Genomic DNA, 21,614 nt, shown 5'->3' with positions numbered 1-21,614 from the left:
ACGGTGGGTCCTTCCGGGGTTCAGGCGGACTGGTGGAGTTCGTCTTCGCAGGTGCCGTCGAGGTGGGGCTGTTCGGTGATGCGGCCGGCGAGGTTGACGTGGATCTGCGTGTCCTCGGAGTACCAGCAGGTCCACACGGCGCTGGTGTTGGTGTAGGGCCGGTGGCGCATGGTGGTGCCGCAGCAGACGGGCGGGTTGGCGTGGGTGATCGTGTCGCCGGCTGAGAGGTCGACGATGGCGGGTCCGGGCATGACGGTGCTCCTCGTTGGTCAGGCGGGTGGGGTTACGGGTAGATGACACCGGTGTTGTCGCAGGCCGGGCAGCCCTCGTGGCAGGGGCAGGCGGTGAGACCTACGGGCTCGTCGTCGTCCAGGTCGTCGGCAGTGAGATTGATTCCGCGCGCGGTGAGCTGGCTGTGCATCCAGGCGGGCAAAGACATGGCGGTGGGTCCTTCCGGTGTTCAGGCGGGTGGGGTTCAGGCGGTGGGGCGGGGCAGGGCGCGGCACTTCTCGGCGTGGGACTGGGCCCAGGTCTTAGGGCTTTGCCAGGGCTTCAGCTCGTCCAGGAAGCCCTTTCGGGCGTATGCGTAGAGATCGGTGAACTCGTGCTCGTCGGTGGCGGTGCATCCGGAGCACAACGCGGTGAGCGTGATGTCGACGAGTTCGGTGGGCTGCCGGTATCCCGAGTAGCCGTTGCCGATCGGGCCGTATCCGGTCTCGCCCTCCGTGCGCTCGATGGCCTTCTCGGTGATGTCGACGGTGGCGCCGCCGACGGTCAGGTAGCGGGCGATGACTTCGGGCGCCCAGGGTTCAGTGCTCATGGAGGTCTCCTTGTTGGTGGCGGCTATCGGGGGTCGCCGAGTGCTTGGGCCAGCCGGTCCGGGGCGACGCCCTCTGTCAGGGCGCGCTCGATCGGCCAGTCGCGACGCAGCCGATTGCGCAAGGCGTCACGACTCAGGCCGAGCAGCTCCGCCCATTCGGTGACGCACCTGGAGTGGCCGGCGAACTCGACTACGTTGTTGCGGCGGGTGTTCCGGCTGTTCTGCGCAGGCGTGGCCCACCGGGTATTTCCGGGCTCGTAGCCCCTGTTGTTGTCGACCCGATCCAGCTGCAGTCCGGACCGGTATCCCTCGATGACGTCCTGATGGAAGGTCTCGAAGGACTCGCGCCACTGATTACAGACCGCAATCCCGCGGCCGCCATACCGAGCGAATGCCTTGTGGTTCGAGTTGTGGCAACGGGCGATCATGCCCTGCCATACCTGATAGAGCGGGTGCCCATGCAAGCCGTGAATGCTGTTCCTGGCGGCGGTCGACTCTCGGGACAGGCAGCCGCAGGACCTCGTGTTGCCGCGCCGAAGGTCAGTACCTGCCACGGTGATCTCTCGCCCGTCGCAGGTGGGGCCTCCACAACGGCACAGCCATAGCGCATTGCTGTGCCGGTCCTTCCCGACATAGCTCAGGACCTCGAGCCGTCCGAAGGTCTGTCCGGTTATGTCCTTCACCTGCGCGCCGGGACTGGCCATGCTGGTTCTCCTCGTTGGTCAGGCGGGGGCGGGTTAGCGGTTGGCGCGGGGTTACTCGCCGTCCTGCGGTTCGATCGGGTCGCTGCCGGACTGTCCGCACCAGTCGCATGCGGTGGGCTGGTCGGCGCTGGCGGCGGCCGTCTCGAAGGCGCGGAGGGCGGCGAACCGGTAGGCGGGGAGGCTGCGGCGGGACGGGTTGGCCGGGTCCGCGAGGATGTCCAGGACGCGGGTGGCGAGGCCTTCGGCGCGGTGCTCCTCGGTGATCGCGAGGGACGGGGCGCTCATGACGCCATCGCCTTGCGCATCCGGTCGGCGTCGGCGCGGAAGCCTGCGGCGGCGTCCGTCCATCCGGCCTCGTCGGCGAGCACGGCCGCCTGTAGCGAGTGGGCTACGGCCTGCTGACGGCGATCCCGGCGGACGCGGGCCAGAGCCTCATCCATCGACGGGTCCGAGTTGACGGCGACGGCGACGGGGCGCCGAGTCGGGACGGTCTGGGTGATGGTCGCGGACATTCAGGCCACCTCCGTCTCGGGGATCTCGAAGCCCGCGAGAGCGGCTTCGGGGACTCGAATCGCTCCGCCAGATCCGTTGGCCTCGGCGCCAACCTCCAGCGGCTTTCCGTAGCGGATGGCCTGCATGTGGCCTTCGTTGATCCAGCGGTACACGGTCGCGGGGTGGACCTTGAGTCGGGTCGCGACCTCCTTCACACGCAGCACTGGCTGCTCCCTTCAGGAGTCTGGGGCGATGTCGCAACCATAAGCGCTCGATACGTTTTGTAGCAAGCATTTCGAGGCGCGCGAGTCTCTCGCCGACCGGACTGCTGTACGCATCCAGGTATTAAGCTTCAGGTCAGAGCCCTGCTAGCGAGGAAGGCGCGATGGAAAAAATGTGGCGCAGCACCTCACTGCCCTACGTGCTGCCCAACCCGGAAGGCCAGGCCGACGCCTGGAGCCGAGCGAGCGGAACGCAAGAGCTACTCGAAGTGGGCGAGGTCATCCCCCCTACGGACATCGCCGCCGCCCTCCACCTCCCGGGCGGCGAGCCGGCCGTCATCCGCCGCCGGCTGATGCGGGCGAACGGAAGGGCCGTCGAGCTCACAGATTCGTACTACCCGCCAGCCATCGCCCGTGGCACGCCGCTCGCCGAGCACCGCAAGATCCGCGGCGGCGCTCCGACCCTCCTGACCACGCTCGGCCATCGCCCGGGACGCGTCGAGGAGGACGTCGAGGTCCGTCTGGCTACAGCCGACGAATGCCTTGCACTGGAGGTGCTCGCCGGGGAACCGGTCATGGTTCTGCGGCGCACCACGGTCTCGCAAGACGACCAGCCCATCGAGGTCAGCTGCATGGTCATGCGGCCTGGATCTCGCCTGCACTACGAGATCGAGGTCAACTGACATGCCGAAGGCGCACGAGGACAAGCGTGGAGTCGCGGACCGCATCGCAGCGAACATTCGCGAGCTGGTCATGTCGGGTGAATGGGAGCCAGGCAGGAAGCTCCCGAGCACCGAGGACCTGATGGCCGAGCACGGCGCGTCGAACGTGACGATTCAGCGGGCGCTAAACATCCTCAAGGGGGAGGGCTTCCTGGAGGGCAGGAAGGGCAGTGGCGTGTTCGTTCGGACGCGAGCCCCGCTGACTATCTCGCCGGCCTCCTTCATGGCCCCCGCCGAGAACGGCCAGCCGTATCGCTGGGTGACCGAGGCGGCGAAGCGTCAGCAGAGCGGCGCGAATCGGATTCTTTTCGTCGGCGAGGTTGTGCCGCCGCGGCGAGTGCGTCAGGTGCTTGGCCTGCCTGACGGCGGGGTTGCGGTACTGCGGTCCAGGGTCGGCCTTCTGGACGATGAGCCTGCCGAGCTCGTCGACTCGTACTACCCAGCCGACATCGCGCAGGGAACCCGCCTCGCCGACCGCCGGAAGATCACAGGGGGCTCGCCCACGCTGCTCGGCGAAATGGGGTACCCGGCGATCGAACAAGAAGACGAGGTGAGCGCCCGTCACGCCACCTCTCGCGAGTACGTCCACCTCGAACTGCCGGGCGACGTGCCCGTCCTGGAGATCTTCAGAGTCGTCTACAGCAACGACCGACGCCCGATTGAAGTGACCGTGCTGACGAAGCCGAGCCACCTCTTCAAGATGGGCTACCACCTGCCCGTTCACTGACTCAATCCGACCAGCCCCCGGCGTAGGCCGGGGGCTTTTGCGTGCCCAATCAGCCGCGAGAGCTTGATACAGATGCGAATAAGCATTACCGTCGGGTGACGTGAAGTGGCGCAGGCCACACGCAACACAAGGAGGGGCATGCCCGAATCTCCCGAGCGCACCGCGCTCTACCGCCTGTACGACGACGCCGGCTCGCTGCTGTACGTCGGCATCGCACTGAACCCGGAGCGCCGTTGGCGACAGCACGCCTGGGACCACGCGGACACCTGGTGGCCGCTCGTATCCGCCAAGCGCCTCGAATGGTTCGCGACTCGACCCGAAGCTGAGGCTGCCGAGGTAAGGGCGATCCGTTCAGAGGGCCCGGCCCATAACCGCGCTCACGCCTCGCGGGGGTTTGGCCAGGTCATGCTGGAAGCGGCCGACAAGCAAGCCGTGTTCAAGCGCGGCCACTCGGATTTTGGGGCTGTCGCCAGCCTCATGCAGACAGAGATCGACAGTGGTCGGTGGCCTGCCGGTCAGCGCCTGCCACTCCAGCGAGACCTGCTGCGGCGCTTCCTGATCACGCAAGGAACGCTCCAGCGAGCGATGCTCCGCCTGCTGGGTACAGGTGTCATTGCCGATCCGAGCGGCTGTGGTCACTACGTCGCCGTGGGCCCGCTCGATCGACCGGTCTCCATCCAGCCCGGTGACCTCGCCGGGGCTGCCGCGCTACTTCGGGCTCGCCTACCCGAAGCAGACCGCAGTGAACTCGCCCGCCTGCTAGTCGAGCCCGACAACGCGTAAAGGCCGGACGGTCGCCACCGTCCGGCCTTGAAAACCAGCGGGTCGCCACCCGCGAGTCAGAGATCCAACCTGGAAGAAGGAGTTCTCGATGACCACTGTACTGCCCGAGCGTCCCGTCGTCGCCGAACCGGGCAAGGTCCGGACGTGGCTGCGACGCATCTGGGGCGGCGGCCAGATCGTAGAGTCGTGCCCGTCGTGGTGCACGGATCACCACCGAAACGATGGTGACGGCGCCCTGGTCGACCTCTGCCACGGCCGGGACTTCGAAGCGATCATGTTGCCCGTGTTCGACGCGGAGGAGGGGACTCTGGAGATGCCGGTGCTGTCGGCTCGGATCGTGGTGGATCCCTATGACGATCGTCGCGAGCGTCGGATGCCGCACGTGGTACTGGAGCCTTGGCAGGACGAGGTGATGGAGTGCCTCGACCCCGATCAGTTCGCCGCTGTGATTGCGCAAGTTCGGACGCACTGCGAGCGCCTGGACGAGGTGCATGCCGCCCTGGTCGCAGCCCGCCGGGAGGCGACGAGCTTGTAACCCCGGACACGCCGAAGCCCCCGCCGCCTCGTCAGGCAGCGGGGGCTTTCGTCATGCGGCGGCCCTGCGTACCGCGTCCGCGTTGAGTTCGTCCTTGGTCCAAAGTCCGCCGCACCCGGTGCATTCGGTGTACTGCGCCCAGTCCCGCTCGATCAGCCCGAGGTACTGGCAGCGGGGGCATGGACGGCTGACGGCTCGGGTGCGGGGTTCGAGGGAGGTGATCCGCCAGATCGCGGCCATCATGTCGTGCAGCTCGGACCGCATCTCGCCAGCCCACGGCTGCTGGCTACTCCAGCCGAGATGGAGGACGAGCCAGGCGGCGAGCGTGGTCTCGGTGGCCGCGGTCGGGGGTTTCGCGGGCCGCTCTTCGATGATCAGCCGCACCCAGCTGCCGAGGGTGCCGACGATGGGGATGTCGCCGGTCTGGTCGCCGTGCCGGTCGATGACGGTGCCGACTGCGGCGGGCCCGACGAGGTTGAGGGTGTCGAGCCGGCCGGGGAGGGGTGCGGTGCGGGTCCCGGTCCGACCGCCCCCGCCAGCCTCGCGCTGCATGCTGCCCTCGCGGAGGACGATCATCTGGCCGGGGATCGAGGTCAGCCACGCCCGCATGGCGTGGACGCAGGGGTCGCACAGCAGTTGGACGGCTATCTCGTGGTCGCGGAGCTCACGGCTGCAGGTGGCGGCGATGCATTCGGTCACGGCGTTCTCCTGTGCGGTGCGGTGCGGGTGGGGCGGTGGGTTAGCGGGCGTTCCAGTTGTCGATGGCCCAGGTCAGGGCACAGGCCGCGGCGGCGACGGCGAGGACGATGACCCACGTGGCCGCGACAAGGCGCCAGCCGCCGTCGTGGTAGGCGCCGGCGGTCACGCTGGCGACGAGGAGCAGGCCGACGGTCACGGCGGTGCAGCGGGCGACGAGCCGCTTGGCGGTCACTGGCCACCCCTCCGTCCCCGGCTGAGTACGTCCCGCAGCTGCTCCTGCTGCTCGACGGTCAGGTGTTTGCGGGCCCAGTCGCGGACGTCGCCGATGATCTCGACGTGGCCGATCGCCCGGCGGCGGACGGCGTCGAGTTCCTCGTCCCGGACGGCGAGGACGGCGTCGCGTGCGGCTTTGACGCCTTCACTGCCCCCGGCGCCGCCGTTGAGGCCGATGGCGCACTCAATCCGGGCCGCGTACCGCCAGCGTTCGGTCTCGTCAGTCACTTGAGTCCCTCCAGGATCTTGCCTCGGATGCGGCTGGCTTTGGTCATGAGGCGTCGTGCGCGCCAGACGAATCGGCTGCGCTGTGCTGCCCGGTACAGCCGGTCGATGCGTTCCTCGACGCGCGGCCGGCTACTGATCGCGTGCTCCTGGCGCCAGAACTCGGCGAACGCGAGGCCGAGCGGCCATCCGCGGGCCTCGAAGGCCGCGGCGTGCCGGTCGTAGTCGTCGAGGCGGTGCGGGCAGTCGCGGGCTATCGCGGCCCGGAGTTCGGCGGGGGTCACGGCCGGGTCCCGAGGATCGCGCGGGCCACGGCGAGGGCGTCATGGATGTCCTGGTCGAGGGCGCCGTCTTGGAACTGGGCGCCGAGGTACTGCTCGATCTCCTCGGCCTGCTTGCCCTGCCGCTCCAGGAGATCGGCGAGCGCGGTGCCGACGCCGGGGTGCATGGCGGCCATGTAGCGGCTGTTCGGGTACGGGTACTTCCCGTCGGCTCCGGTGCCGAGGGCGCGCCCGATCTGGCCGGCGCTGGACTGGACCTCGTCCAGGTCGTCGCCCCACCACGGTCCCTCGGCGGCGTGTTCGAGCAGGCTGCGGAGCAGGGTTTCTGCGGCTCGGAGTTCTTCGCTGGGTGTCACGGTTTCTCCTGGGGTTCGTAGTCGTCGATGGCGCCGACGGTGACGGTGTTGCGGTAGGCGCGGTGCTCGGGTTGCGGGCCGTGGAGGTCGAGGGCGGCCTGCTCGTCGGTGTCGAGTCGCGGCGGGTCCGGGGTGTACGCCTGCTCGGCCGGCAGCCACAGCGGCGGTAGCGCGGTCACGGCTGGGGCTCGGCGGCCGTGGCGCGGATGGCGTCGGCGACGGCGATCAGTGCGGTGGCAATCGCGAGGTTGGACTGGGCGGTGAGGACTCCGGCTGCGACGTCGCCGGGGACGGAGCGGGAGGTGCCGTCGGGGTAGCCGGTGATCAGGTCAAGACGGCGGCTGGTCAGGTTCACCATGTCGATGGCGTTCTGGCGGAGGATGGACGGATCGGACATGTCAGGCCTTTCGGTGTCTGGTTCGGGTGGCGGGCCCCTGTGGGGCCTGTAAGCGCCTCACGGGAGCCCGGAGCTGGAACGGGTCACCTCCGGGTCGACAGGCCCGGAGAGGGGCACTCAGGCTGCCGGATGGCCCTGTTGCACCTTCCGGTCGGGAACGTCGGCAAGGCTGATGCGGCGGGAGCGGATCGCGAGGATCACCGTGTGAGTCCTGTCCCGGCCGCCTAGTTCCCGCTTGAGTCGGCGCCAGGCCCACGTGACCTTGCCGAGGCTCACCCCAGTGCGGTCGGCAATCTCCTGGTCGGTGGCGCCGTTGGCCGCGAGGAGGAACAGCTGGCGTTCGAAGTCGAGGGTCGGCTTGGGGCAGCCGCGGCGGCGGGCTTTGTATCGGGCTACCGCCTCGCGTCGGCACTGCTGGCATCGGGGGGTGGGATCGGAGGGCGCCCGGTAGGTGGTGGCCGTTGTGAGCGGGTGGCCGTTCCTGCAGACAGCCATCGGAATCTCCGTTCGTGAGAGGCTCGGGGTGGACGGCCAGCCGCATAGCCCGCGGCTGGCCGTTCGCGTCACGGAGTAGGGCTGGTGAGCGTCATGACCCATGTCGGCAGGTCGTCGTCGCCGATCTGGCCGGCGCACGCCAGGGTGATGCCGTGGGCTTCGAGCCAGAGTTCAAGGCGCGGCCAGACGGCGGGGTGGACGAGGAGCTGGCGAACCTGGGGGTCGGGCTGCTCGGTCATCGGTCGTCCTCCTCGTCGGCCACGGTCAGCACGAGCTGCCCGTCGAAGCCGCCGCGCTCCTGGTGCTTGCGGGTCCGGGCGGCCTCGAGGTCGTCGAGCGTCCAGCCGTTCAGCCGGGTCAGCGCGTGGACCACCTCGAGGACGTCGGCGAGTTCACCCAGGAGTTCCTCGTTGCTGGCGGCCTCGGAGACTTCGAGGGCTTCCTCGTCCAGCTTGTCGAGGAGGAGGCTGACCATCTCGTTGGTGCCGGCGGTGTGGACCTGGAGCTGTTGGCCGCGGGCTGCGGCGATCTCGGGGATGCGGTCGCGGATGAGCTTGGTGGTCATCGGTCTGCTCCTCAGGGTTGGTGTGGTGTCGGTCGGGCGGGGACGGCTGTCACTGGGCGAGCGTGAGCGGGCTGGCTGCGAGCCGGCGTGCGGCGGCTTCGACGTAGCGTTCGTCGGCTTCGATGCCGATGGCGCGGCGGCCGAGCATCCGGGCGGCGTCCAACGTGCTGCCGGATCCGGCGAACGGGTCGATCACCAGCCCGCCTTCCGGGCAGCCGTACTCGATGAGCGGCGTCAGGAGTTCGATCGGCTTCTCCGTGGGGTGCCGGCGCTGGTATCGGACGGCCCCGGCTTTGATCACCGAGCGGGCGAGGCGGGTGCCGTCGTCGACGTAGGTGTGGGCGCCGATCGCCCCGGTGTGCGGGGTGACCGAGTTCCTGCCGCGGGCGGACTTGTCGGGGCCGCTGTAGGCGGTGCGCGGGGTGTCGTGGTGGATGTCCCGCCAGTCGCCGCGGTACCAGTGGGTGGCGATCTCGTGAACGCGGCGGAAGCGGTCGCGGGCGAAGCCGCTGCCGTTGGACTTCTCCCAGACGACGTCCTGGGACAGCTTCCAGCCGTCGAAGTCGTGGCGCCGGTCGAGGAACATCCGCATGCTGCCGAAGCACCACATGCTGCTGGCGACCGTCTCGACGAGCTGCGGCCAGCCTTCGGGCCACCGGTCCCAGGCGAGGGTGGTCTCCTGGTACGGAGGATCGGCCACGACCAGGTCGGCCTGTACTGCGAGCGCGGGCAGCACCTCTCGCATGTCGCCGAGGTACAGCGCGACGTGATCATCGGACCAGTAGGGGATCATCGGGCGGCCTTTCGGGGTCGGCGGGCGGGGATGGGGTCGTGCCACTCGGTGCCGGTCATGGCGTGCATCCGGCGCACGGACATTTGGTGCTGGCGGGGGGCCGGTCGGCGACGAGCCAGCGGCGGTAATCGTCGACGGCGGCGTCGATCTGCGGTGCGGTCGGCGGCGGCACGGGAGTGGGGCGGCTGGCTCCGGTCGGCCACGCGCCGGGGTGGGCGATGTGGACGTTGTCCGTCTCGGGTTCCGTAGTCCGCTGCTTGGGGACGGGGGCCGGGGTGAGGCCAGCCGACATGAGCAACAGGGCCACGAGGTCGCCTTCTCGGCGGGCGGCGGCGATGTCCTCGGGTGTTAGGTCGGTCATGACGCCGTCTTCAGGGCCCGATTGCATGCTCGGCAGTACCTACGGCCGCCGCAGACGTGCGTGTTCGCTTCGTCGTAGGGGTGCCCAGAGGGGCAGTGGGTCTTAGTTCCGTTGATCGCCCAAGTCCTGCCGCGCCGCGTATTCTCCGCCCCGGACACGGGCTCCAGGTGAGCCACATTGACGCACCGGCGATGAAGGCATGCGCGGCCTCCAAGGCAGGATGCATCTCGGTTATGGCACGTGTGATCGAGAACCATGCCGTCCGGTATCGGTCCCAACTGGAGCCCGTATGCCGCCCGGTGTGCCAGCATCTGTGACCCGTCGACCATGATCTGGCCGTACCCGCCGTTATTCAGCGTGCCGCTGTACAGCAGGCAGTCGTTGGGCCCTGGCTCCGTGCGCATCATCAGCCTGTCGAGCGGGGCGCCGATGATGAGCAGCGGGGCAAACTCGCCCGCCCTCTTGAGTTCCCTACGATGCCTGCCGTAGCAGGTCTGGCACCGGCTGCGCGCGTACAGCTTGGAGCTTGCGCATTCCACGCAACGCTGATCATCCATCGCGTTCACGCCCTTCACGTGTTGGCCATATCCACAAAACGGGCGTAGTGCCCTTGGAAGGCTGCGGTGATCGTGGCCGTGGGGCCGCCGCGGTGCTTGCCGACGATGAAGTCCGCCTCGCCGGCTCGCGGGGACTCCCTCTCGTAGGCGTCCGGTCGGTGGAGCAGGATCACGATGTCGGCGTCCTGTTCGATGGCCCCGGACTCGCGGAGGTCGGAGACCTGCGGGACCTTCTCCTGCCGCTGCTCCGGCCCGCGATTCAGCTGGGCGAGGACGACGACGGTGATCTGGAACTCCTTGGCGAGGAGCTTCAGCTGGCGGGACATCTCGGAGACGGCGACCTGCCGGGACTCCGCTTTGGGGGCCTGCATCAGCTGCAGGTAGTCCACGACCACGAGTCGCAGGCCGACGGTCCGGACGAGGTTCCGCACTCGGGCACGGAGCAGCGGCATCGACAGGTTGGCCCCGTCGTTGATGTGCAGCGGTGCCGCGGCAATGGCCGGTGCGCGGCGGGCCATGCGCTGCACGTCATCGTCGGTGGCCATGCCCTGCTTGATGTGATGGAGCCCGACGCGCGCTTCAGCGGAGACGACGCAGCGACCGAGATCCTTGTTGTCCATCTCCAGCGACTCGAACAGGGTCGGGATGCCGTGCCGAATGGCGGCTGCCCTGGCGAACCCGAGGCCAAGGGTGGTCTTGCCCATCGCGGGGCGGGCGCCGACGACGACAAGCTGGCCGGCTGCGAACCCCCCGCTGAACAGGCTGTCGAGGTCTGTGAAACCGGTCGGGATGCGGTCCTCGTTGGTGGGCGGCGTGACGGCCTCGGCGAAAACGTCCTCGAGGAGGGTGCCGACGAGCCGGGTCTCGTCCTGGGCGCTGGTGCGGACGACGCCGTCGAGGGCGGTCTGGATGGCGGCGACGTCGTCGTCGGCGTTGAAGGTGGCGGACCGGGCCCGGCCCTTGGCGTCGGATCCGACGCCGTCGAGGCGGGCGGCGACGGCCTTCTCGCTGATGCGGGCCGCGTACCAGTCGGCGGATCCGTGCTGGGCGTGGGCGTACAGCTCGATGAGCTGGTCCTGATTGAGCGGCACGCTGGGGATCCGGCCGTCGGCCCGCCACGCCTGGAGCTGCCGGTCGACGGCGATGTAGCGGATCTCGCCGCTCTTGAAGCTGGCGCGGAGTTCCTCGACGGCGTACCAGACCCACCGGTACTGGTCGCGGGTGAAGTCGGCGGGGTCGAAGCCCTGCATGGCGAGCTCGTCCACGACGTCGGGGCGGGCCATGGCGGTTGCGGCGAGGATCCTCTCGGCGTCGAGGTCGCCGTGCGTGAACACGGGCGCGCCGTTCGGGTCGTTGGTGGTGGCGTTCCACAGGTCGTCGTTCACGCGGCACCGCCCTGGCGGCGGTCGCTGCCGGCGAGGTGGACGACTCCGCCGCGGAAGATCTCGGCGGCGCGGGAGGTGACGCGCTCGCCGACGATGTGGCTGATCTGGTTGGGCTTGACGTCGCTGGTGATCAGGACGGGCAGTCGGTTCACGTAACGCTCGTCGAAGATCTCGTACAGGCGTTCCTGGGTCCAGCCGGACGGGGAGACGCGGGCCGCGGCCAGGTCGTCGATGTACAGCAGGTGCGCGGTCTGGAGGTCCCGCATCAGCTTCTTCGGGGTGCCGCCCTCGCTGTCGGGGCGGAGCGCGTCGAAGAGGGCGGTGGATCGCCAGGTCTGCACGACGGGGGTGCCGCGGTACTCGCCGGCGAACTGGGCGGCGACCCAGCGGCGGGCGGCACGCCAGGCGGTGTGGGTCTTGCCGACGCCGAGCGGCCCCCAGATGAAGAGGCTGGTCGGTGCTCCCGTCTCGCAGTCGGCCCAGGTGTTGACGTCGTCGTGCAGGTTGATCTCGTTGGAGTACAGGGCCGGGATGCGGTCCTGGAAGGCGGCGACGGCCTGGTCTCGACGCTCGTTGCGCCAGGAGTCCATCGGGCTGTCGTCAGGCGAAGTGGGAGGCACTTTCGATCTCCTCGTCGGTGAGGTTGCGTTCGGTGGTTTGGGGGCCGGCACCCTGGCTGCGCTCGGCGATGGCCTGGCGGCGGAGGGTGGGGTACTTCTCCCGGAGCTTGGCCGGGCTGAGGATGTGGGCATTCCAGAACTTGTTGGCGTGCGCCCAGTCGATCGCCGCAATGGCCCGGTCGGGAGTGACGCCATCAAGGTCGAGCAGGCGGCGCATGTCGGTCCGCCACTTGTCCGTGATGCGGGGGCGCTTGTCGCCGCCCTTCTCGATCACGGTCGCCAGGTGCTTGCAGACCCGTTCGACGTCGTGTCGAGGGGGGGCATCGGCGGACTCCGCAGGAGTTCGAGAAGTCTTTTCTTTTACTTCTGTCTCTGTCTCTGTCTCTGGTTCGGTTTTGCTTCCGTTTTGCTTCACCAAATCCGAAGCAAGTGCTTCAGCGTTTGCTTCACGTTCGGAGGAGGAACGCCGAGACTCGCCGGACCGCCTGCCACCCTTCTGGCCTGCGGCGGAGCGTTTGGCTCGAAGGTCTTCGACCTCCGAAGCGGAACGCTGGTGGATGACGTAGTCGTGGATGACGTAGGTGTCGGGCTCGGCTGGCGGGCACTTCGGGCAGTCGTGTTCGGCTTCGTGCCACAAGCCAACGCGAAGCAGTGCCGAAGCATTTGCTTCAGGGTTGCTTCCATCCGTCAGCCGGCGGACAAGGTGCTTCGGGATCGCGCCGTCGGTCAGCTGACGGGAGGCGTAGGCGAGCCCGCAGACGTACATCCAGGCCGCCTCTCCGCCCGCTTTGATGATCTTCGGGTGGTCCGGCAGACCGTCGTGCACCTTCACGTAGGTGCGCTTGTCCTTCTCGGCCATCGGATGCTTCTCTCTGGCTGGTGCGGGTGGTGGGAGGGGCTAGGCCGCGGCCATGGCGGCGAGGTCGGGGACGAGCAACCGGCGGTATCCCTCGACGGCCTGGCGGGTGACGACGCCGTTGCCGCCGATCTTGATCTGCTGGGCGCGCGGGATGTCGAGGTCGGTGATCCAGCCCGCGTCGGCTCCCATGACCCACTCGACGAAGCGGGCGGTGATGCGCCGGTTGCCGCGCTGGCCGGGCTCGGTGGGCTCGGGTGCGGGCCGGCCGAGGATGGCTTCCCAGCGGCGGATCGCCGGCCCGTAGTCGACGCCGTCGACCGTCACCCAGTCCCGATCGAGACGGACCGCGATGCCGGGCAGGTAGTAGTTGCCCTTCGTGTCACGCTGGTTCGGCCCGCCGTTCGGCCCGTCGGAGGCTTTCGGGGTGGGGAGGAGCTGGACCGCGATGGACAGCGGGGTGCCCATGCCGTTCCCGTTCACGCCCTTGGCCTTCAGTCGATCCCGGCGCGCCATCCAGGATTCGAGTGCCTCGCCGTCGTTGAAGTTGCCGGCGGATGGGGTGGGGAGGAGCTTCACTCGCTCGTCGGCGCCGGCAGCCTGGTGACGGCCGTCCGCAGGTTCAGTCCGCCCTTCCGCTTCGGCGATGTCCCGGGGCCACCGGTACCGTCCGCCGCGCTCGGGGTCGGTAGCAGTGGGGTACGCGACGCAGAACCAGCGCCAGCGGAGGTGCGGGGCGCCGACGTCACGAGCTGGTACGCCTGTCCACCTCGCGTCATACCCGATCGAGGCCAGGTCTGCGACGACGACGTCGAGGCCCCGCGACCGGATCGCTTCCACGTTTTCCAGGAAGACGAGGCGCGGTCGAGTGTGGCGAACAGCCTCAACAACTTGCTTCCAGATCCCTGACCGGGCACCGGTGATTCCCTTCCGCTTACCTGCGTTGCTGATGTCCTGGCACGGGAACCCGGCCGAGATGGTGTCGAACTCGTACTGGGCGGCGAGGTCGGCCCAGTCGGTGGTGGTGATGTCGCCGAGGTTGGTGGCCCACGGGAAGCGGGCGGCCATGACCTGGGCGGCGAAACGGTCGTTCTCGGCGTAGACGGTGGTCTTGTTGCCGGTGATCTGCTCGACGGCCAAGTCCAGCCCGCCGAACCCGGAACACAGGGAGAGGTTCGTCATCAGGCGGCCTTTCGCATGTCGCGGATCAGGTCCCGGACGTAGTGGGGTGCCATGTCGAGGCGGCTGGCGATGTCGTGCTCGGGGATGCCGAACGAGGCGAGGTGTGCGATCTCTTGCCGGCGGTATGCGGCGAGTTCGGCGCGGCTCATCTCGGGGGCGAAGGCCGACTGGGCTTCGGGATCGTCGATCAGCTCGTCGTCCCAGGCGGCCGGCGGGACCCAGCCCTTCTTGGCGGCGTGCGTCCGGGCGATGGCTGACGCGTGGACGGTGACGCCGTGGGCTTGCGGGTTCGCGTTCCATAGCCGCTCATAGCCGACGGCGACATCGTGGGCCGTGTAGGCGTAGACGCGGTCCTGCTTGAGCAGGTCACTCAGGTAGTAGGGGTGTCGCTTGACGTGCGGGCCGATCTGCAGGAGGGGCCACCCGTTGGCCACCAGGGCCTGGATCCGCCGCTTGGTACCTGTGGCGTCAACGCGTCCCTGCACGACGTCCCGGGGGCCGACGGCCAGTAGCGCGGCGGCGTTGCCCTTGCGGATGGTCTGCGAACGCTTCCGTCCCGGGCTGGGGTACAGGATGTTGGCGATCACGGCGGTGCTGACTCCGGCGTGGATGGACAGGCGCAGCACAGACACGCCAGCCGCCATGAGCGCCCGCACGTGCTGTCGGGTCGGTTCCACTTCGACTAGCGGACCCTTAGAGGGGTTGCTGGTCACTGGTCTTCCTCCGTCCGGCGGGTCTGCTGGGGGATGCGGTCGAGGGCGGCTTGGACGATTCGTCGGCGGCCGGCGAGGGCGATGGTGAGGTTGCGTTCGAGGGCGGCCTCGCGGGCGCGCTCCCGGCCGATCGACCGGAGCGCGTCGCGGATCTCTTGGCGGCGCTTGACCCGGCGTCCATGGGCGGCCCAGAGGGCGGCAGCGGCGATGTCGACGGCGATCCAGGCTCCGAGGCCCCACCACAGCCAGCTCATGCCGCCCTCCGTCGGGCCGCGTTGTTGCGGGTGGCGACGGCGATGCCCTTGTTGGTGAGCTGCCAGACGGCGAGGCGGTGCCCGTTGGTGCTGTCCAGCGTCGAGGGGACCGTCTCGCCGGTGTGCTGGATGAGACCGCCAGCCCGCATCGCGGTGATCGCGGCGCCGAGGAAGCCGCGGCCGAGCTCGGGGAGCAGGACGCGCAGGTCGTTGGCGGAAGCGGTGCCGCGTTCGCGCAGTACGGCGAAGAGGGCCTGCTCGACGAGGAACTGGTCCCAGCTGGATCGGCTGGCTATCTCGGTGAGGAGGAGATCCTTCTCGACGGCGGCGTGGCGTTCGGCGACGGTGAGGCGACGGGTCATAGCGGTGGTCCTCTCACGTGTGCTGTTCTGGGCTGGGCCACCCCGCCTGTTAGTGGCGGGCGGGGCGGCCCGGGGCTACTGCTGCTGGGGCTGGGCGCCGGAGCGCAGCCAGTCGAGGAGCGGCTTGGCGATGTCCCGGGCTCCGTCAGGGCGTTCGAGGATCTGCTGGTGCAGTGCCGGACAACGGGACTTGAGGAAGCGCAGCCGGTTCTCGATGTTCATCTCGGCGGCGACGTCGAACTCGTACTCGATGCCTTTACGCTGTTCGGCCCGCATGCCGACCATGACCGGCTCTTTGCGCCCGCGGGCGTTCTCCTGCAGGACCCACTCGGTGGCCGACCGCATCGTCGCGACGACGTGGCCCGGGTATGTGAGGAGCTTCTCGACCATGTCGTTCTGGAGCGGGGTGCCGTCCTTCCAGCCCGCGAAGCTGTTGCCGCCGTACCGGCTGGCCGCCTTTTCAACCTGGTCGAGGGTGCCGTCGGTGCCCTTCCAGTAGTGGCTGAGCGAGTCAATGGTGACGACCGGGTAGCCGATGCTGGCCGCGGCGTCGAGGGCCTTCATGAGGTCGCGGGGGTCGTAGCGGTCCATGGGGAGGACGTCGAACTGGATGCCGCGCTCCCCGGCGTACAGGGAGGAGGCTCCGTGCTCGGTGTCGATGACGGCGAACCGCTCTCCTTCGGCGAGGCCTGCCGCAGTGGACAGGCTGGTCCAGGTCTTGCCGGACCCGGAGACGCCTTGGATCGAGAGGCGGACCTTGCGTCCGGCCTTGCTTGCGGGCTGGAACGCAAACGGCTTGTCGGAGGTGGGGTTGTCCTGCTGGGGGCGGGCTGCCCGGACGGGCGGGGGGAGTTGGGACACGGTGTCTCCTAGGAGTACTGGCGCTCGATGTACGGCGGCAGCGAGATGACGGTGGAGGTCTCGGAGTAGCTGGGCCAGTGGCCGGTCTCGCGGCCGGACAGGTAGCGGCTGATCGCGAAGTCGTTCAGGTATCGGCCGACCGACTTGGCGACGGGGTCGAGCTCGGCGACCTCCACCAGGTACGGTGGCTGCTTCTCCTGGAAGACAAACTGGAAGATGCCGGTCGGCGGGATGAGTCCGAGGCCGATGGCGACGGCCCTGTAGAAGTCCTCTTGCTGGTGATATCCGAACTGGTGGACGGTCTTTTGGAGGGCGTCGGGGTGGACGGAGGCGGTGGTCTTGTAGTCGTCGATCTCGTTGTCGCGGAGCCAGTCGAAGCGGCTGCGGCGCCAGATCGATCCGTCGAACCAGAACGCCGACTGTTCGGCGATGCCGGTCCCTGGAGTGAAGATCTCCGAGGCGATCGGGTGGGCGGCGAGGGCTTCGGCCATGTCGCAGATCCGCTGATAGGCGGCCTGCTTGAGCGGGATCCCGCCGGCTTCCCGTATGGCGGCGACCTTGGCTTTTATCTCGTTGGTGTTCCAGAGGTCGGCGTCCACGACGACGAGCTCCGGTCCGTCGCCGAGGACGACGGTGTGCGCCGCGGTGCCGAACTCGAACGCCGCCTTGTAGGGCTGCGGGTTGTCGAGCTGCCACTTGAATCGGGCGGGGCAGTCGGCGAGGAGCTTGGCGCCGGACGAGGAGAGGCTGCCGCCGGGGACCGGGTCGGAGTGGTACAGCTCGGCCGGGATGTCGTACAGGCCGGGCTCGACCGCGGCGGCGTCGGTCACCGTTCGGCCTCCGCTTCGGCGCAGTCCTCGCAGACGGGGCCTTCTGGGGTGCGGACGAACGGTCCGGCCGGGTCATGGCAGCGGACGCATTCGATGCGGCTCACGCGGCGGCCTGCCCGTCGGCGATGGCCCGCAACTTTGCGATGCCGTCCTCGTCATGCTTGGCGATGCGGACGGCGGCGACCTCGGCCGGGAAGGCCAGGGTGAGTCGGGCTTCGTTCACCTTGTCGGCGTGGGCGATCAGGTCGAGGACCTTGCTCTGGAATGTGCCGCCCGGGAAACCCTCGTAGCCGAAGACCCACAGGACTTGGCAGGCGAGTTCGCGGCTGATTTCGATGCTGTCGGGCATGGCGTTTCTCCTGGTTGAGGGATGGGTGGGGCACCGCCTGGCGGGGGGAGGATGGGCGGTGCCCCTGGCCGGAGCGCGAGGGAGTGCGCTCGACGGCCGGCTTGGTGGTTGGTGGCCGGGCTCGGGGGCCGGGTGACATCCGCCGGCCCGGCGGTCTTCAGGCGGCGCCGGCTGTCGGCTTTGCGACGCGGTACTCCTCGACGTCGAAGAGGCTGTCGCTCGGCGCCAACTTCTTCGCGGCGCTGCGGATCTTGCGGAGCACCGCGTCGTGGCACGGTCGGCACATCGCGGCCAGGCGCTTGGCGGGCAGCTGGGCGGCGGTCGCGAAGTCGCCCTCGTTGATCGGGTCTCGCGGCGTCGCGATCAGGACGATCACGCCGATCTTGCTGACGTGGTCACCGTTGCGGACGTCGCATCGCTGCTGGCTGCGGGTGCGGTCCGGGTCATGCTTCTTGCCGCAGGCGCCCCGGCATTCGCACCGGTTCTCGGCGGCCTTCATGACGGCGGTCCAGAGGGCGGCGCCGACGATGGGCGGGCGGACGGTCATCGAAGGAGTCCCTTCTTGGCGGCTTCGGGGAGCGTCATCACCCGTATCGGGCGGACGGGCGGGGTGGCGGTGGTCGGTATCACGCCGCCTCGCCGATACCGAGGGCGCGTTCGAGGACGTCGTTCTCGATGACCAGCTGCTGGTTCTCCGCCTTCAGCTGCTTGATCACGTTCAGCAGCCACGGGATGTCGTCGCGGGCGGCGGCGATGAAGCGGGCGTCGTCCTGGTTGTTGTTGCCGAGGTAGCCCAGGTTCGCGCTGAGGGTGCCGCCCTCGGAGACGACCCATCGGGTCAAGGACGGGTGGTCCGACTCGACGGTCCACGGCCCCTGGCTGGCGGCCTGCTCGCGGGCGGCGATCTCGGCGAGGCGGGTGTCAGCGTCCATCGGAGGCCACCTCGGCATCTACCGGAGGGAAGGCCTTGTCCAGCATCTTCCGGATTTCTGCCGCGTCGCGCTCGTCCAGCTCAACGCGCAGCAGGTTCTTGCTGGAGCCGTTGTACTTGGGGCCAGCGAGTCGGTATCCCCAGCCGCAGTCGCGCTCGTCGAGAGACACGATGTTGAGCTGGAGGCCGCTGGTCCAGCCGTCCCGGTCAACGTCCATCACGATGCGGGTGGGCTTCTGGTCAGGCATGGGTTCCCCAGGTCTGGATGTAGTAGCCGGCGATCAAGAACAGGGCGCCACCGATGGCGAGCCCGGCGGCGTGGCGCAGGTCGATGCGGGCGCCGAACGCTTCGAGCGACTCGATGTATCCGGCGTCCTCGGTGGCGGCGAAGTCCGGGTCGACCGGGCGGACCGGCTTCGGCGGGACGGGCGGCGGGTCGGATAGCAGCGGCGACGAGACGGTCACGGAGGTCACGACGCCACCGCCTGCGTCGCCATCGCGGCGTCGTACTGGGCGATGCCCCAGCGGATCGCGTGGCAGGCCCACAGGAACTCCCACGAGTAGTCCTCGAAGGACTCCTCCCACCGGTCCGGGAAGCGGAGCCGGTAGTCGAGGTGGGTGAACGAGGCGACCGCGTACTCGGCGGATCCCCGGTACTCCAGGCTGTGCTCGTCGCTGTTCAGGATCTGCTCGTCGATCGCCTTGGCCAGGCCCGGGTAGTGGTCCTCGTAGTTGTCCGTCTCGTCGATCACCCAGGAGCGGAACAGATCCTCCGACCACGAGTGGATCTTCCCGGCGAGCACCTTCTCCGCCCAGTAGCCGGCGTTGATGTCGCCTACCTGGGCCGTCCGCCGGAACATCTCGAAGAGGTCGACCGTCGGGTACAGGGAGAAGACGAAGTTCGGGCCGTCGCCTCGGATCAGAAGGCCATGCGGCCACGTGATCAGATCGAAGCGGTAGATCGCGCCGTACTGCGGGTTCTCGAAGCGGAGGTGCCGGTAGCCGTCAGCCTCGTGGAGCACGGTCATCTCGTGGCCGTCGGTCTCCCGGGCGAAGCGGGCAGCTGCTTCGGGGTAGTCGCTCACGACTGGCCTCCGGGCTTCGCGCTTCCGTCGATGAGTCGGGCGGGGATGCCCTTGCGCAGGTCGGGGAACGGGCGGGTGACGTCGTCGGCGTCGGCGTGGTGCAGCAGGTGGGCCTCGACCGCGCGTCCGCCGGCCGCGATGTACTCCTCCGGCGTCAGCCCGAGCCCGGCGGCAACCTGCGCGAGGTGCTCCTCGGCGGCGGCCTGGCGGGCCAGTTCCTGTGGGGACGGCTGGTACGGCTTGCTGAGAGCGGCCACCAGCTGGGCCAGCGGCACATCCAGGCGGGCGATCGGCGGCGTCAGGTCGGCGAGGGACGCGGACGTCGTGTCCACGGGGAGGAGATCAGCCACGGGACTCACCGCCTTCGAGCAGCGCGCCGATCGCGGCGGCAGCGTCCATGACGCCCCAGTCGTAGGCGACGTCCTCGGGTTGGCCGGTGCCATCCGTGGTGACCTCGCACTGGGCCGCCTTGATGGCCTCGGCGAGGATCTCGGCGCGGTAGGCGTCGAGCATCTCGTCGACCTCGGGGGCGGACCAGACGGTCATGTCTCCGTGGCTGGTGCGGATCATCACCCCGAGGCGGTCGCGGGCGGTCATAACGCGAGCCGGAGGGGTGGGGTTGGTGTCTGCCGGATCACCGGCGATGATGTCTGACATCGGTCCTCGTCTCCTTGCGGTATCTGCAGGTGAGGGGTGGATCGGGAGGCCCTGGCCGTCGGTGTGTGGTAGCCCGGCGGTTGGGGCCGTTTGCCGCAGCTAGGCGGCGACGGGGGCGACCTGAGTGCGGGCGTTCTCGCGGCGGATGTCGTCCGGAGTGAACGTGATCTTTCCGCCGTCCTGGTGGTGGAAGATCTCCCGGCGGTTGCACTTCCGCCGCAGCACCCGTGCGGTGTAAGGCAGAAGCTTCTTCGCCGCCACTTCCTCGGGCGTCCAGCGGACGAGCTCGGATTCGGCTTCGACCGCCTTCATGACGCGCTTGCGGGGCTGGCGGGCGGGCTTGGCCGGCGGCGCCTTGCTGGCCTCGTCGGTCACGGTTTCTCCTCGTGCGTAATGGCCTCGGGTGGAACCCCGAAGGCATTGGCGACTCTCATGACCGAACTGGCCGACGTGCACCGGATGAGTCCTCGCTCAAGACGGGACAGGTATCCGCGGTCCAATCCGGTTACTAGCGCGAGCGTTCGAAGGCTCATGTTCTGAGCTTTCCGTATGGCCCGCATTGCGGCTCCGTTCGGTCTCACGCTTAGAAAGTAAGCCCAAGAGCCCTCAAGATGCAAGCACTCTGCGGACACTCTCAGCTCACTTTCAGAGCGCGACACTGCGTGACAGGCGCGCAAGGGGCGCACTTTCGGAGCGCGGCGTGCAACCCCAAACGGCCGAAATGCTTACTACGGAGCAGGTCAAAGCGCGGGAAGTAGGCTTCTTGGTTGCACAGACGTGCGGCATCATGTGGCCATGGACCGCGACTGGGCACGGCTGGGTAAGGCACTCAAGGCCGCCCGACAGGCAATCGGCCTCACGCAGGAGCAGCTGGCCGCCGAACTCGGCGTTAGCCGTTCCGTCGTGCAAGGAATCGAGCGGGGCAAGCCGCACAGCAAGCCGTCGCTGACGATGCGCGCCTACGCCCGGCGTGTCGGATGGGCGACGGACTCCATCGACGAAGTCCTCGCCGGCCGTGAACCCCGACTAGCCGCCCAGCCGGAAGCCGCCGCCGAGCCGCCAGCTGGACTCCCGTTGCGCATCGTGGACGAGCTTGCCGATGACGGCGCCCTCCTGGACACGGTGGTGGTTCCCCTCGGTGGCGACGCGCGCATGGTCGTGGTCGTCAAGGGGAGGCCAGGAGCCAGTCCGGAGGAGATCCGCCGGAACCTGGAGGCGTGGCGCTCGGCGCACCAGCACCTGCTTGAGGCCGTGGAGTACGACCGGGACGGGAACGACAGTCCGCCGTCGGTCGCCAGCGAAGCTTGAGGGTTGAAGAACTTCGACCAAGCCTCTCCCCCGTGACCCATACGTGTGATTCGATAACACAACGTCGACCATGGGGCCACCAGTACGGGACGAGGGGTGGCTGATGTGTGTTCACGTTTTCTGCGTACCGGGCAAAATGCCTCATGACGCACTTCTCTGGGTCGAGCATCTGAGCTCTCACACCTGTGTCTACGTCGACCCGACACTGCTCACGT

Annotated in this window: 43 protein-coding genes; 5 read left to right on the top strand and 38 right to left on the bottom strand. The window is 68.6% G+C overall.

Annotation, left to right across the window (positions count from 1 at the left end; genetic code table 11):
- Nucleotides 1–20: 20 nt before the first annotated feature.
- From ADK55_RS18540 to ADK55_RS18515, 7 genes are read right to left on the bottom strand one after another with little or no spacing between them, the layout of a single operon-like run.
- Nucleotides 21–251 carry a hypothetical protein gene (locus ADK55_RS18540; RefSeq protein ID WP_053680174.1) on the bottom strand — a complete coding sequence of 77 codons (231 nt, stop codon included), beginning with the start codon at nt 249–251 and terminating at the stop codon, nt 21–23.
- A 32-nt stretch (nt 252–283) separates the two neighbouring features.
- Nucleotides 284–439, bottom strand: a complete 156-nt coding sequence (locus tag ADK55_RS38625; RefSeq protein WP_159041454.1) for a hypothetical protein — start codon at nt 437–439, stop codon at nt 284–286.
- 36 nt (nt 440–475) lie between these two features.
- Nucleotides 476–820: a hypothetical protein gene (locus ADK55_RS18535; protein ID WP_053680172.1), complete on the bottom strand. Its 345-nt coding sequence runs from the start codon at nt 818–820 to the stop codon at nt 476–478.
- A 23-nt stretch (nt 821–843) separates the two neighbouring features.
- Nucleotides 844–1,524 carry a hypothetical protein gene (locus tag ADK55_RS38620; protein WP_063839563.1) on the bottom strand — a complete coding sequence of 227 codons (681 nt, stop codon included), beginning with the start codon at nt 1,522–1,524 and terminating at the stop codon, nt 844–846.
- Between the two features lie 51 nt (nt 1,525–1,575).
- Nucleotides 1,576–1,809: a hypothetical protein gene (locus ADK55_RS18525; RefSeq protein ID WP_053680168.1), complete on the bottom strand. Its 234-nt coding sequence runs from the start codon at nt 1,807–1,809 to the stop codon at nt 1,576–1,578.
- Nucleotides 1,806–2,036, bottom strand: coding sequence for a hypothetical protein (locus ADK55_RS18520; RefSeq protein WP_053680166.1), 231 nt, complete (start codon nt 2,034–2,036; stop codon nt 1,806–1,808). Before ADK55_RS18520 ends, ADK55_RS18525 begins: the two co-directional genes overlap by 4 nt.
- On the bottom strand, nt 2,037–2,240 hold the full coding sequence (locus tag ADK55_RS18515; RefSeq protein ID WP_053680165.1) for a helix-turn-helix domain-containing protein: 204 nt from the start codon (nt 2,238–2,240) through the stop codon (nt 2,037–2,039).
- A 161-nt stretch (nt 2,241–2,401) separates the two neighbouring features.
- On the opposite strand from ADK55_RS18515, the gene ADK55_RS18510 reads away from it, so the two are divergent.
- From ADK55_RS18510 to ADK55_RS37760, 4 genes are all read left to right on the top strand, one after another.
- Nucleotides 2,402–2,920 carry a GntR family transcriptional regulator gene (locus tag ADK55_RS18510; protein WP_063839562.1) on the top strand — a complete coding sequence of 173 codons (519 nt, stop codon included), beginning with the start codon at nt 2,402–2,404 and terminating at the stop codon, nt 2,918–2,920.
- Between the two features lies 1 nt (nt 2,921).
- Nucleotides 2,922–3,686 carry a GntR family transcriptional regulator gene (locus ADK55_RS18505; RefSeq protein WP_053680161.1) on the top strand — a complete coding sequence of 255 codons (765 nt, stop codon included), beginning with the start codon at nt 2,922–2,924 and terminating at the stop codon, nt 3,684–3,686.
- 138 nt (nt 3,687–3,824) lie between these two features.
- Nucleotides 3,825–4,469, top strand: coding sequence for a GIY-YIG nuclease family protein (locus tag ADK55_RS18500; protein ID WP_053680159.1), 645 nt, complete (start codon nt 3,825–3,827; stop codon nt 4,467–4,469).
- Between the two features lie 88 nt (nt 4,470–4,557).
- A complete protein-coding gene (locus tag ADK55_RS37760) occupies nt 4,558–5,004 on the top strand; it encodes a DUF6907 domain-containing protein (RefSeq protein ID WP_053680157.1) in 447 nt (148 codons plus the stop codon).
- 51 nt (nt 5,005–5,055) lie between these two features.
- Here the strand turns inward: ADK55_RS37760 and ADK55_RS18490 are convergent, their stop codons facing one another.
- The 31 genes from ADK55_RS18490 to ADK55_RS40985 all read right to left on the bottom strand — a co-directional run bounded on the left by ADK55_RS18490 (nt 5,056) and on the right by ADK55_RS40985 (nt 20,651).
- Nucleotides 5,056–5,703 (bottom strand): hypothetical protein, encoded by a 648-nt coding sequence (locus tag ADK55_RS18490; RefSeq protein WP_053680155.1) that lies wholly within the window; start codon nt 5,701–5,703, stop codon nt 5,056–5,058.
- A gap of 40 nt (nt 5,704–5,743) precedes the next feature.
- On the bottom strand, nt 5,744–5,935 hold the full coding sequence (locus tag ADK55_RS18485) for a hypothetical protein (RefSeq protein ID WP_053680153.1): 192 nt from the start codon (nt 5,933–5,935) through the stop codon (nt 5,744–5,746).
- Nucleotides 5,932–6,204: a hypothetical protein gene (locus ADK55_RS18480; protein ID WP_053680151.1), complete on the bottom strand. Its 273-nt coding sequence runs from the start codon at nt 6,202–6,204 to the stop codon at nt 5,932–5,934. The genes ADK55_RS18485 and ADK55_RS18480 overlap by 4 nt, the downstream gene beginning before the upstream one ends.
- Nucleotides 6,201–6,485, bottom strand: coding sequence for a hypothetical protein (locus tag ADK55_RS18475; RefSeq protein ID WP_053680149.1), 285 nt, complete (start codon nt 6,483–6,485; stop codon nt 6,201–6,203). The genes ADK55_RS18480 and ADK55_RS18475 overlap by 4 nt, the downstream gene beginning before the upstream one ends.
- Nucleotides 6,482–6,838 carry a hypothetical protein gene (locus tag ADK55_RS18470; protein ID WP_053680148.1) on the bottom strand — a complete coding sequence of 119 codons (357 nt, stop codon included), beginning with the start codon at nt 6,836–6,838 and terminating at the stop codon, nt 6,482–6,484. Before ADK55_RS18470 ends, ADK55_RS18475 begins: the two co-directional genes overlap by 4 nt.
- Nucleotides 6,835–7,017 carry a hypothetical protein gene (locus tag ADK55_RS18465; RefSeq protein WP_053680146.1) on the bottom strand — a complete coding sequence of 61 codons (183 nt, stop codon included), beginning with the start codon at nt 7,015–7,017 and terminating at the stop codon, nt 6,835–6,837. Before ADK55_RS18465 ends, ADK55_RS18470 begins: the two co-directional genes overlap by 4 nt.
- Nucleotides 7,014–7,235, bottom strand: coding sequence for a hypothetical protein (locus tag ADK55_RS18460; protein ID WP_053680145.1), 222 nt, complete (start codon nt 7,233–7,235; stop codon nt 7,014–7,016). Before ADK55_RS18460 ends, ADK55_RS18465 begins: the two co-directional genes overlap by 4 nt.
- 117 nt (nt 7,236–7,352) lie before the next feature.
- Nucleotides 7,353–7,730, bottom strand: coding sequence for a hypothetical protein (locus ADK55_RS18455; RefSeq protein WP_053680143.1), 378 nt, complete (start codon nt 7,728–7,730; stop codon nt 7,353–7,355).
- Between the two features lie 68 nt (nt 7,731–7,798).
- Nucleotides 7,799–7,969: a hypothetical protein gene (locus ADK55_RS38615; protein ID WP_159041453.1), complete on the bottom strand. Its 171-nt coding sequence runs from the start codon at nt 7,967–7,969 to the stop codon at nt 7,799–7,801.
- Complete coding sequence (locus ADK55_RS18450) at nt 7,966–8,295, bottom strand: nucleoside triphosphate pyrophosphohydrolase (RefSeq protein WP_053680140.1); 330 nt, start codon at nt 8,293–8,295, stop codon at nt 7,966–7,968. The genes ADK55_RS38615 and ADK55_RS18450 overlap by 4 nt, the downstream gene beginning before the upstream one ends.
- A gap of 49 nt (nt 8,296–8,344) precedes the next feature.
- On the bottom strand, nt 8,345–9,088 hold the full coding sequence (locus ADK55_RS18445) for a DNA-methyltransferase (protein WP_053680138.1): 744 nt from the start codon (nt 9,086–9,088) through the stop codon (nt 8,345–8,347).
- A gap of 55 nt (nt 9,089–9,143) precedes the next feature.
- Entirely contained in the window at nt 9,144–9,449 is a 306-nt protein-coding gene (locus ADK55_RS18440) for a hypothetical protein (protein WP_053680136.1), read from the bottom strand.
- A gap of 571 nt (nt 9,450–10,020) precedes the next feature.
- Nucleotides 10,021–11,391, bottom strand: coding sequence for a replicative DNA helicase (locus ADK55_RS18435; RefSeq protein WP_053680134.1), 1,371 nt, complete (start codon nt 11,389–11,391; stop codon nt 10,021–10,023).
- A complete protein-coding gene (locus tag ADK55_RS18430; RefSeq protein ID WP_159041452.1) occupies nt 11,388–12,011 on the bottom strand; it encodes a DnaA ATPase domain-containing protein in 624 nt (207 codons plus the stop codon). The genes ADK55_RS18435 and ADK55_RS18430 overlap by 4 nt, the downstream gene beginning before the upstream one ends.
- The gene (locus ADK55_RS38610; protein WP_159041451.1) at nt 11,992–12,870 is read right to left on the bottom strand and encodes a hypothetical protein; all 879 of its coding nucleotides are present in this window, start codon (nt 12,868–12,870) and stop codon (nt 11,992–11,994) included. Before ADK55_RS38610 ends, ADK55_RS18430 begins: the two co-directional genes overlap by 20 nt.
- A 39-nt stretch (nt 12,871–12,909) precedes the next feature.
- On the bottom strand, nt 12,910–14,049 hold the full coding sequence (locus ADK55_RS18420) for a DNA cytosine methyltransferase (protein ID WP_053680128.1): 1,140 nt from the start codon (nt 14,047–14,049) through the stop codon (nt 12,910–12,912).
- Nucleotides 14,049–14,681, bottom strand: a complete 633-nt coding sequence (locus tag ADK55_RS18415) for a hypothetical protein (protein ID WP_159041450.1) — start codon at nt 14,679–14,681, stop codon at nt 14,049–14,051. The genes ADK55_RS18420 and ADK55_RS18415 overlap by 1 nt, the downstream gene beginning before the upstream one ends.
- Nucleotides 14,682–14,758: 77 nt before the next feature.
- On the bottom strand, nt 14,759–15,016 hold the full coding sequence (locus ADK55_RS18410) for a hypothetical protein (protein WP_053680124.1): 258 nt from the start codon (nt 15,014–15,016) through the stop codon (nt 14,759–14,761).
- Nucleotides 15,013–15,378: a hypothetical protein gene (locus ADK55_RS18405; RefSeq protein ID WP_053680122.1), complete on the bottom strand. Its 366-nt coding sequence runs from the start codon at nt 15,376–15,378 to the stop codon at nt 15,013–15,015. Before ADK55_RS18405 ends, ADK55_RS18410 begins: the two co-directional genes overlap by 4 nt.
- A gap of 75 nt (nt 15,379–15,453) precedes the next feature.
- Nucleotides 15,454–16,239, bottom strand: a complete 786-nt coding sequence (locus tag ADK55_RS18400) for an ATP-binding protein (RefSeq protein ID WP_053680120.1) — start codon at nt 16,237–16,239, stop codon at nt 15,454–15,456.
- 8 nt (nt 16,240–16,247) lie between these two features.
- Nucleotides 16,248–17,069, bottom strand: a complete 822-nt coding sequence (locus ADK55_RS18395) for a PD-(D/E)XK nuclease-like domain-containing protein (RefSeq protein WP_053680118.1) — start codon at nt 17,067–17,069, stop codon at nt 16,248–16,250.
- 100 nt (nt 17,070–17,169) lie between these two features.
- Nucleotides 17,170–17,418: a hypothetical protein gene (locus ADK55_RS18390; protein ID WP_053680116.1), complete on the bottom strand. Its 249-nt coding sequence runs from the start codon at nt 17,416–17,418 to the stop codon at nt 17,170–17,172.
- Between the two features lie 157 nt (nt 17,419–17,575).
- On the bottom strand, nt 17,576–17,965 hold the full coding sequence (locus tag ADK55_RS18385; RefSeq protein ID WP_053680114.1) for a hypothetical protein: 390 nt from the start codon (nt 17,963–17,965) through the stop codon (nt 17,576–17,578).
- 79 nt (nt 17,966–18,044) lie between these two features.
- Nucleotides 18,045–18,350, bottom strand: a complete 306-nt coding sequence (locus ADK55_RS18380; protein ID WP_053680112.1) for a hypothetical protein — start codon at nt 18,348–18,350, stop codon at nt 18,045–18,047.
- Nucleotides 18,340–18,597: a hypothetical protein gene (locus ADK55_RS18375; protein WP_053680110.1), complete on the bottom strand. Its 258-nt coding sequence runs from the start codon at nt 18,595–18,597 to the stop codon at nt 18,340–18,342. The genes ADK55_RS18380 and ADK55_RS18375 overlap by 11 nt, the downstream gene beginning before the upstream one ends.
- Nucleotides 18,590–18,823: a hypothetical protein gene (locus ADK55_RS18370; protein WP_053680108.1), complete on the bottom strand. Its 234-nt coding sequence runs from the start codon at nt 18,821–18,823 to the stop codon at nt 18,590–18,592. Before ADK55_RS18370 ends, ADK55_RS18375 begins: the two co-directional genes overlap by 8 nt.
- Nucleotides 18,820–19,434 carry a hypothetical protein gene (locus tag ADK55_RS18365; protein ID WP_053680106.1) on the bottom strand — a complete coding sequence of 205 codons (615 nt, stop codon included), beginning with the start codon at nt 19,432–19,434 and terminating at the stop codon, nt 18,820–18,822. The genes ADK55_RS18370 and ADK55_RS18365 overlap by 4 nt, the downstream gene beginning before the upstream one ends.
- Complete coding sequence (locus tag ADK55_RS18360) at nt 19,431–19,784, bottom strand: hypothetical protein (protein WP_159041449.1); 354 nt, start codon at nt 19,782–19,784, stop codon at nt 19,431–19,433. Before ADK55_RS18360 ends, ADK55_RS18365 begins: the two co-directional genes overlap by 4 nt.
- Nucleotides 19,777–20,091 carry a hypothetical protein gene (locus ADK55_RS18355; RefSeq protein WP_053680102.1) on the bottom strand — a complete coding sequence of 105 codons (315 nt, stop codon included), beginning with the start codon at nt 20,089–20,091 and terminating at the stop codon, nt 19,777–19,779. Before ADK55_RS18355 ends, ADK55_RS18360 begins: the two co-directional genes overlap by 8 nt.
- Before the next feature lie 99 nt (nt 20,092–20,190).
- Entirely contained in the window at nt 20,191–20,466 is a 276-nt protein-coding gene (locus ADK55_RS18350) for a DNA-binding protein (protein ID WP_053680100.1), read from the bottom strand.
- Nucleotides 20,463–20,651, bottom strand: a complete 189-nt coding sequence (locus ADK55_RS40985; RefSeq protein WP_078999093.1) for a helix-turn-helix domain-containing protein — start codon at nt 20,649–20,651, stop codon at nt 20,463–20,465. Before ADK55_RS40985 ends, ADK55_RS18350 begins: the two co-directional genes overlap by 4 nt.
- Before the next feature lie 235 nt (nt 20,652–20,886).
- On the opposite strand from ADK55_RS40985, the gene ADK55_RS18345 reads away from it, so the two are divergent.
- The gene (locus ADK55_RS18345; RefSeq protein ID WP_078999103.1) at nt 20,887–21,399 is read left to right on the top strand and encodes a helix-turn-helix domain-containing protein; all 513 of its coding nucleotides are present in this window, start codon (nt 20,887–20,889) and stop codon (nt 21,397–21,399) included.
- Nucleotides 21,400–21,614: the final 215 nt, after the last annotated feature.

Source organism: Streptomyces sp. WM4235 (assembly GCF_001279725.1).
GTDB lineage: Bacteria > Actinomycetota > Actinomycetes > Streptomycetales > Streptomycetaceae > Streptomyces.
The sequence above is the reverse complement of the archived record's forward strand: the minus strand, read 5'-3'. Positions and strand labels throughout refer to the sequence as shown.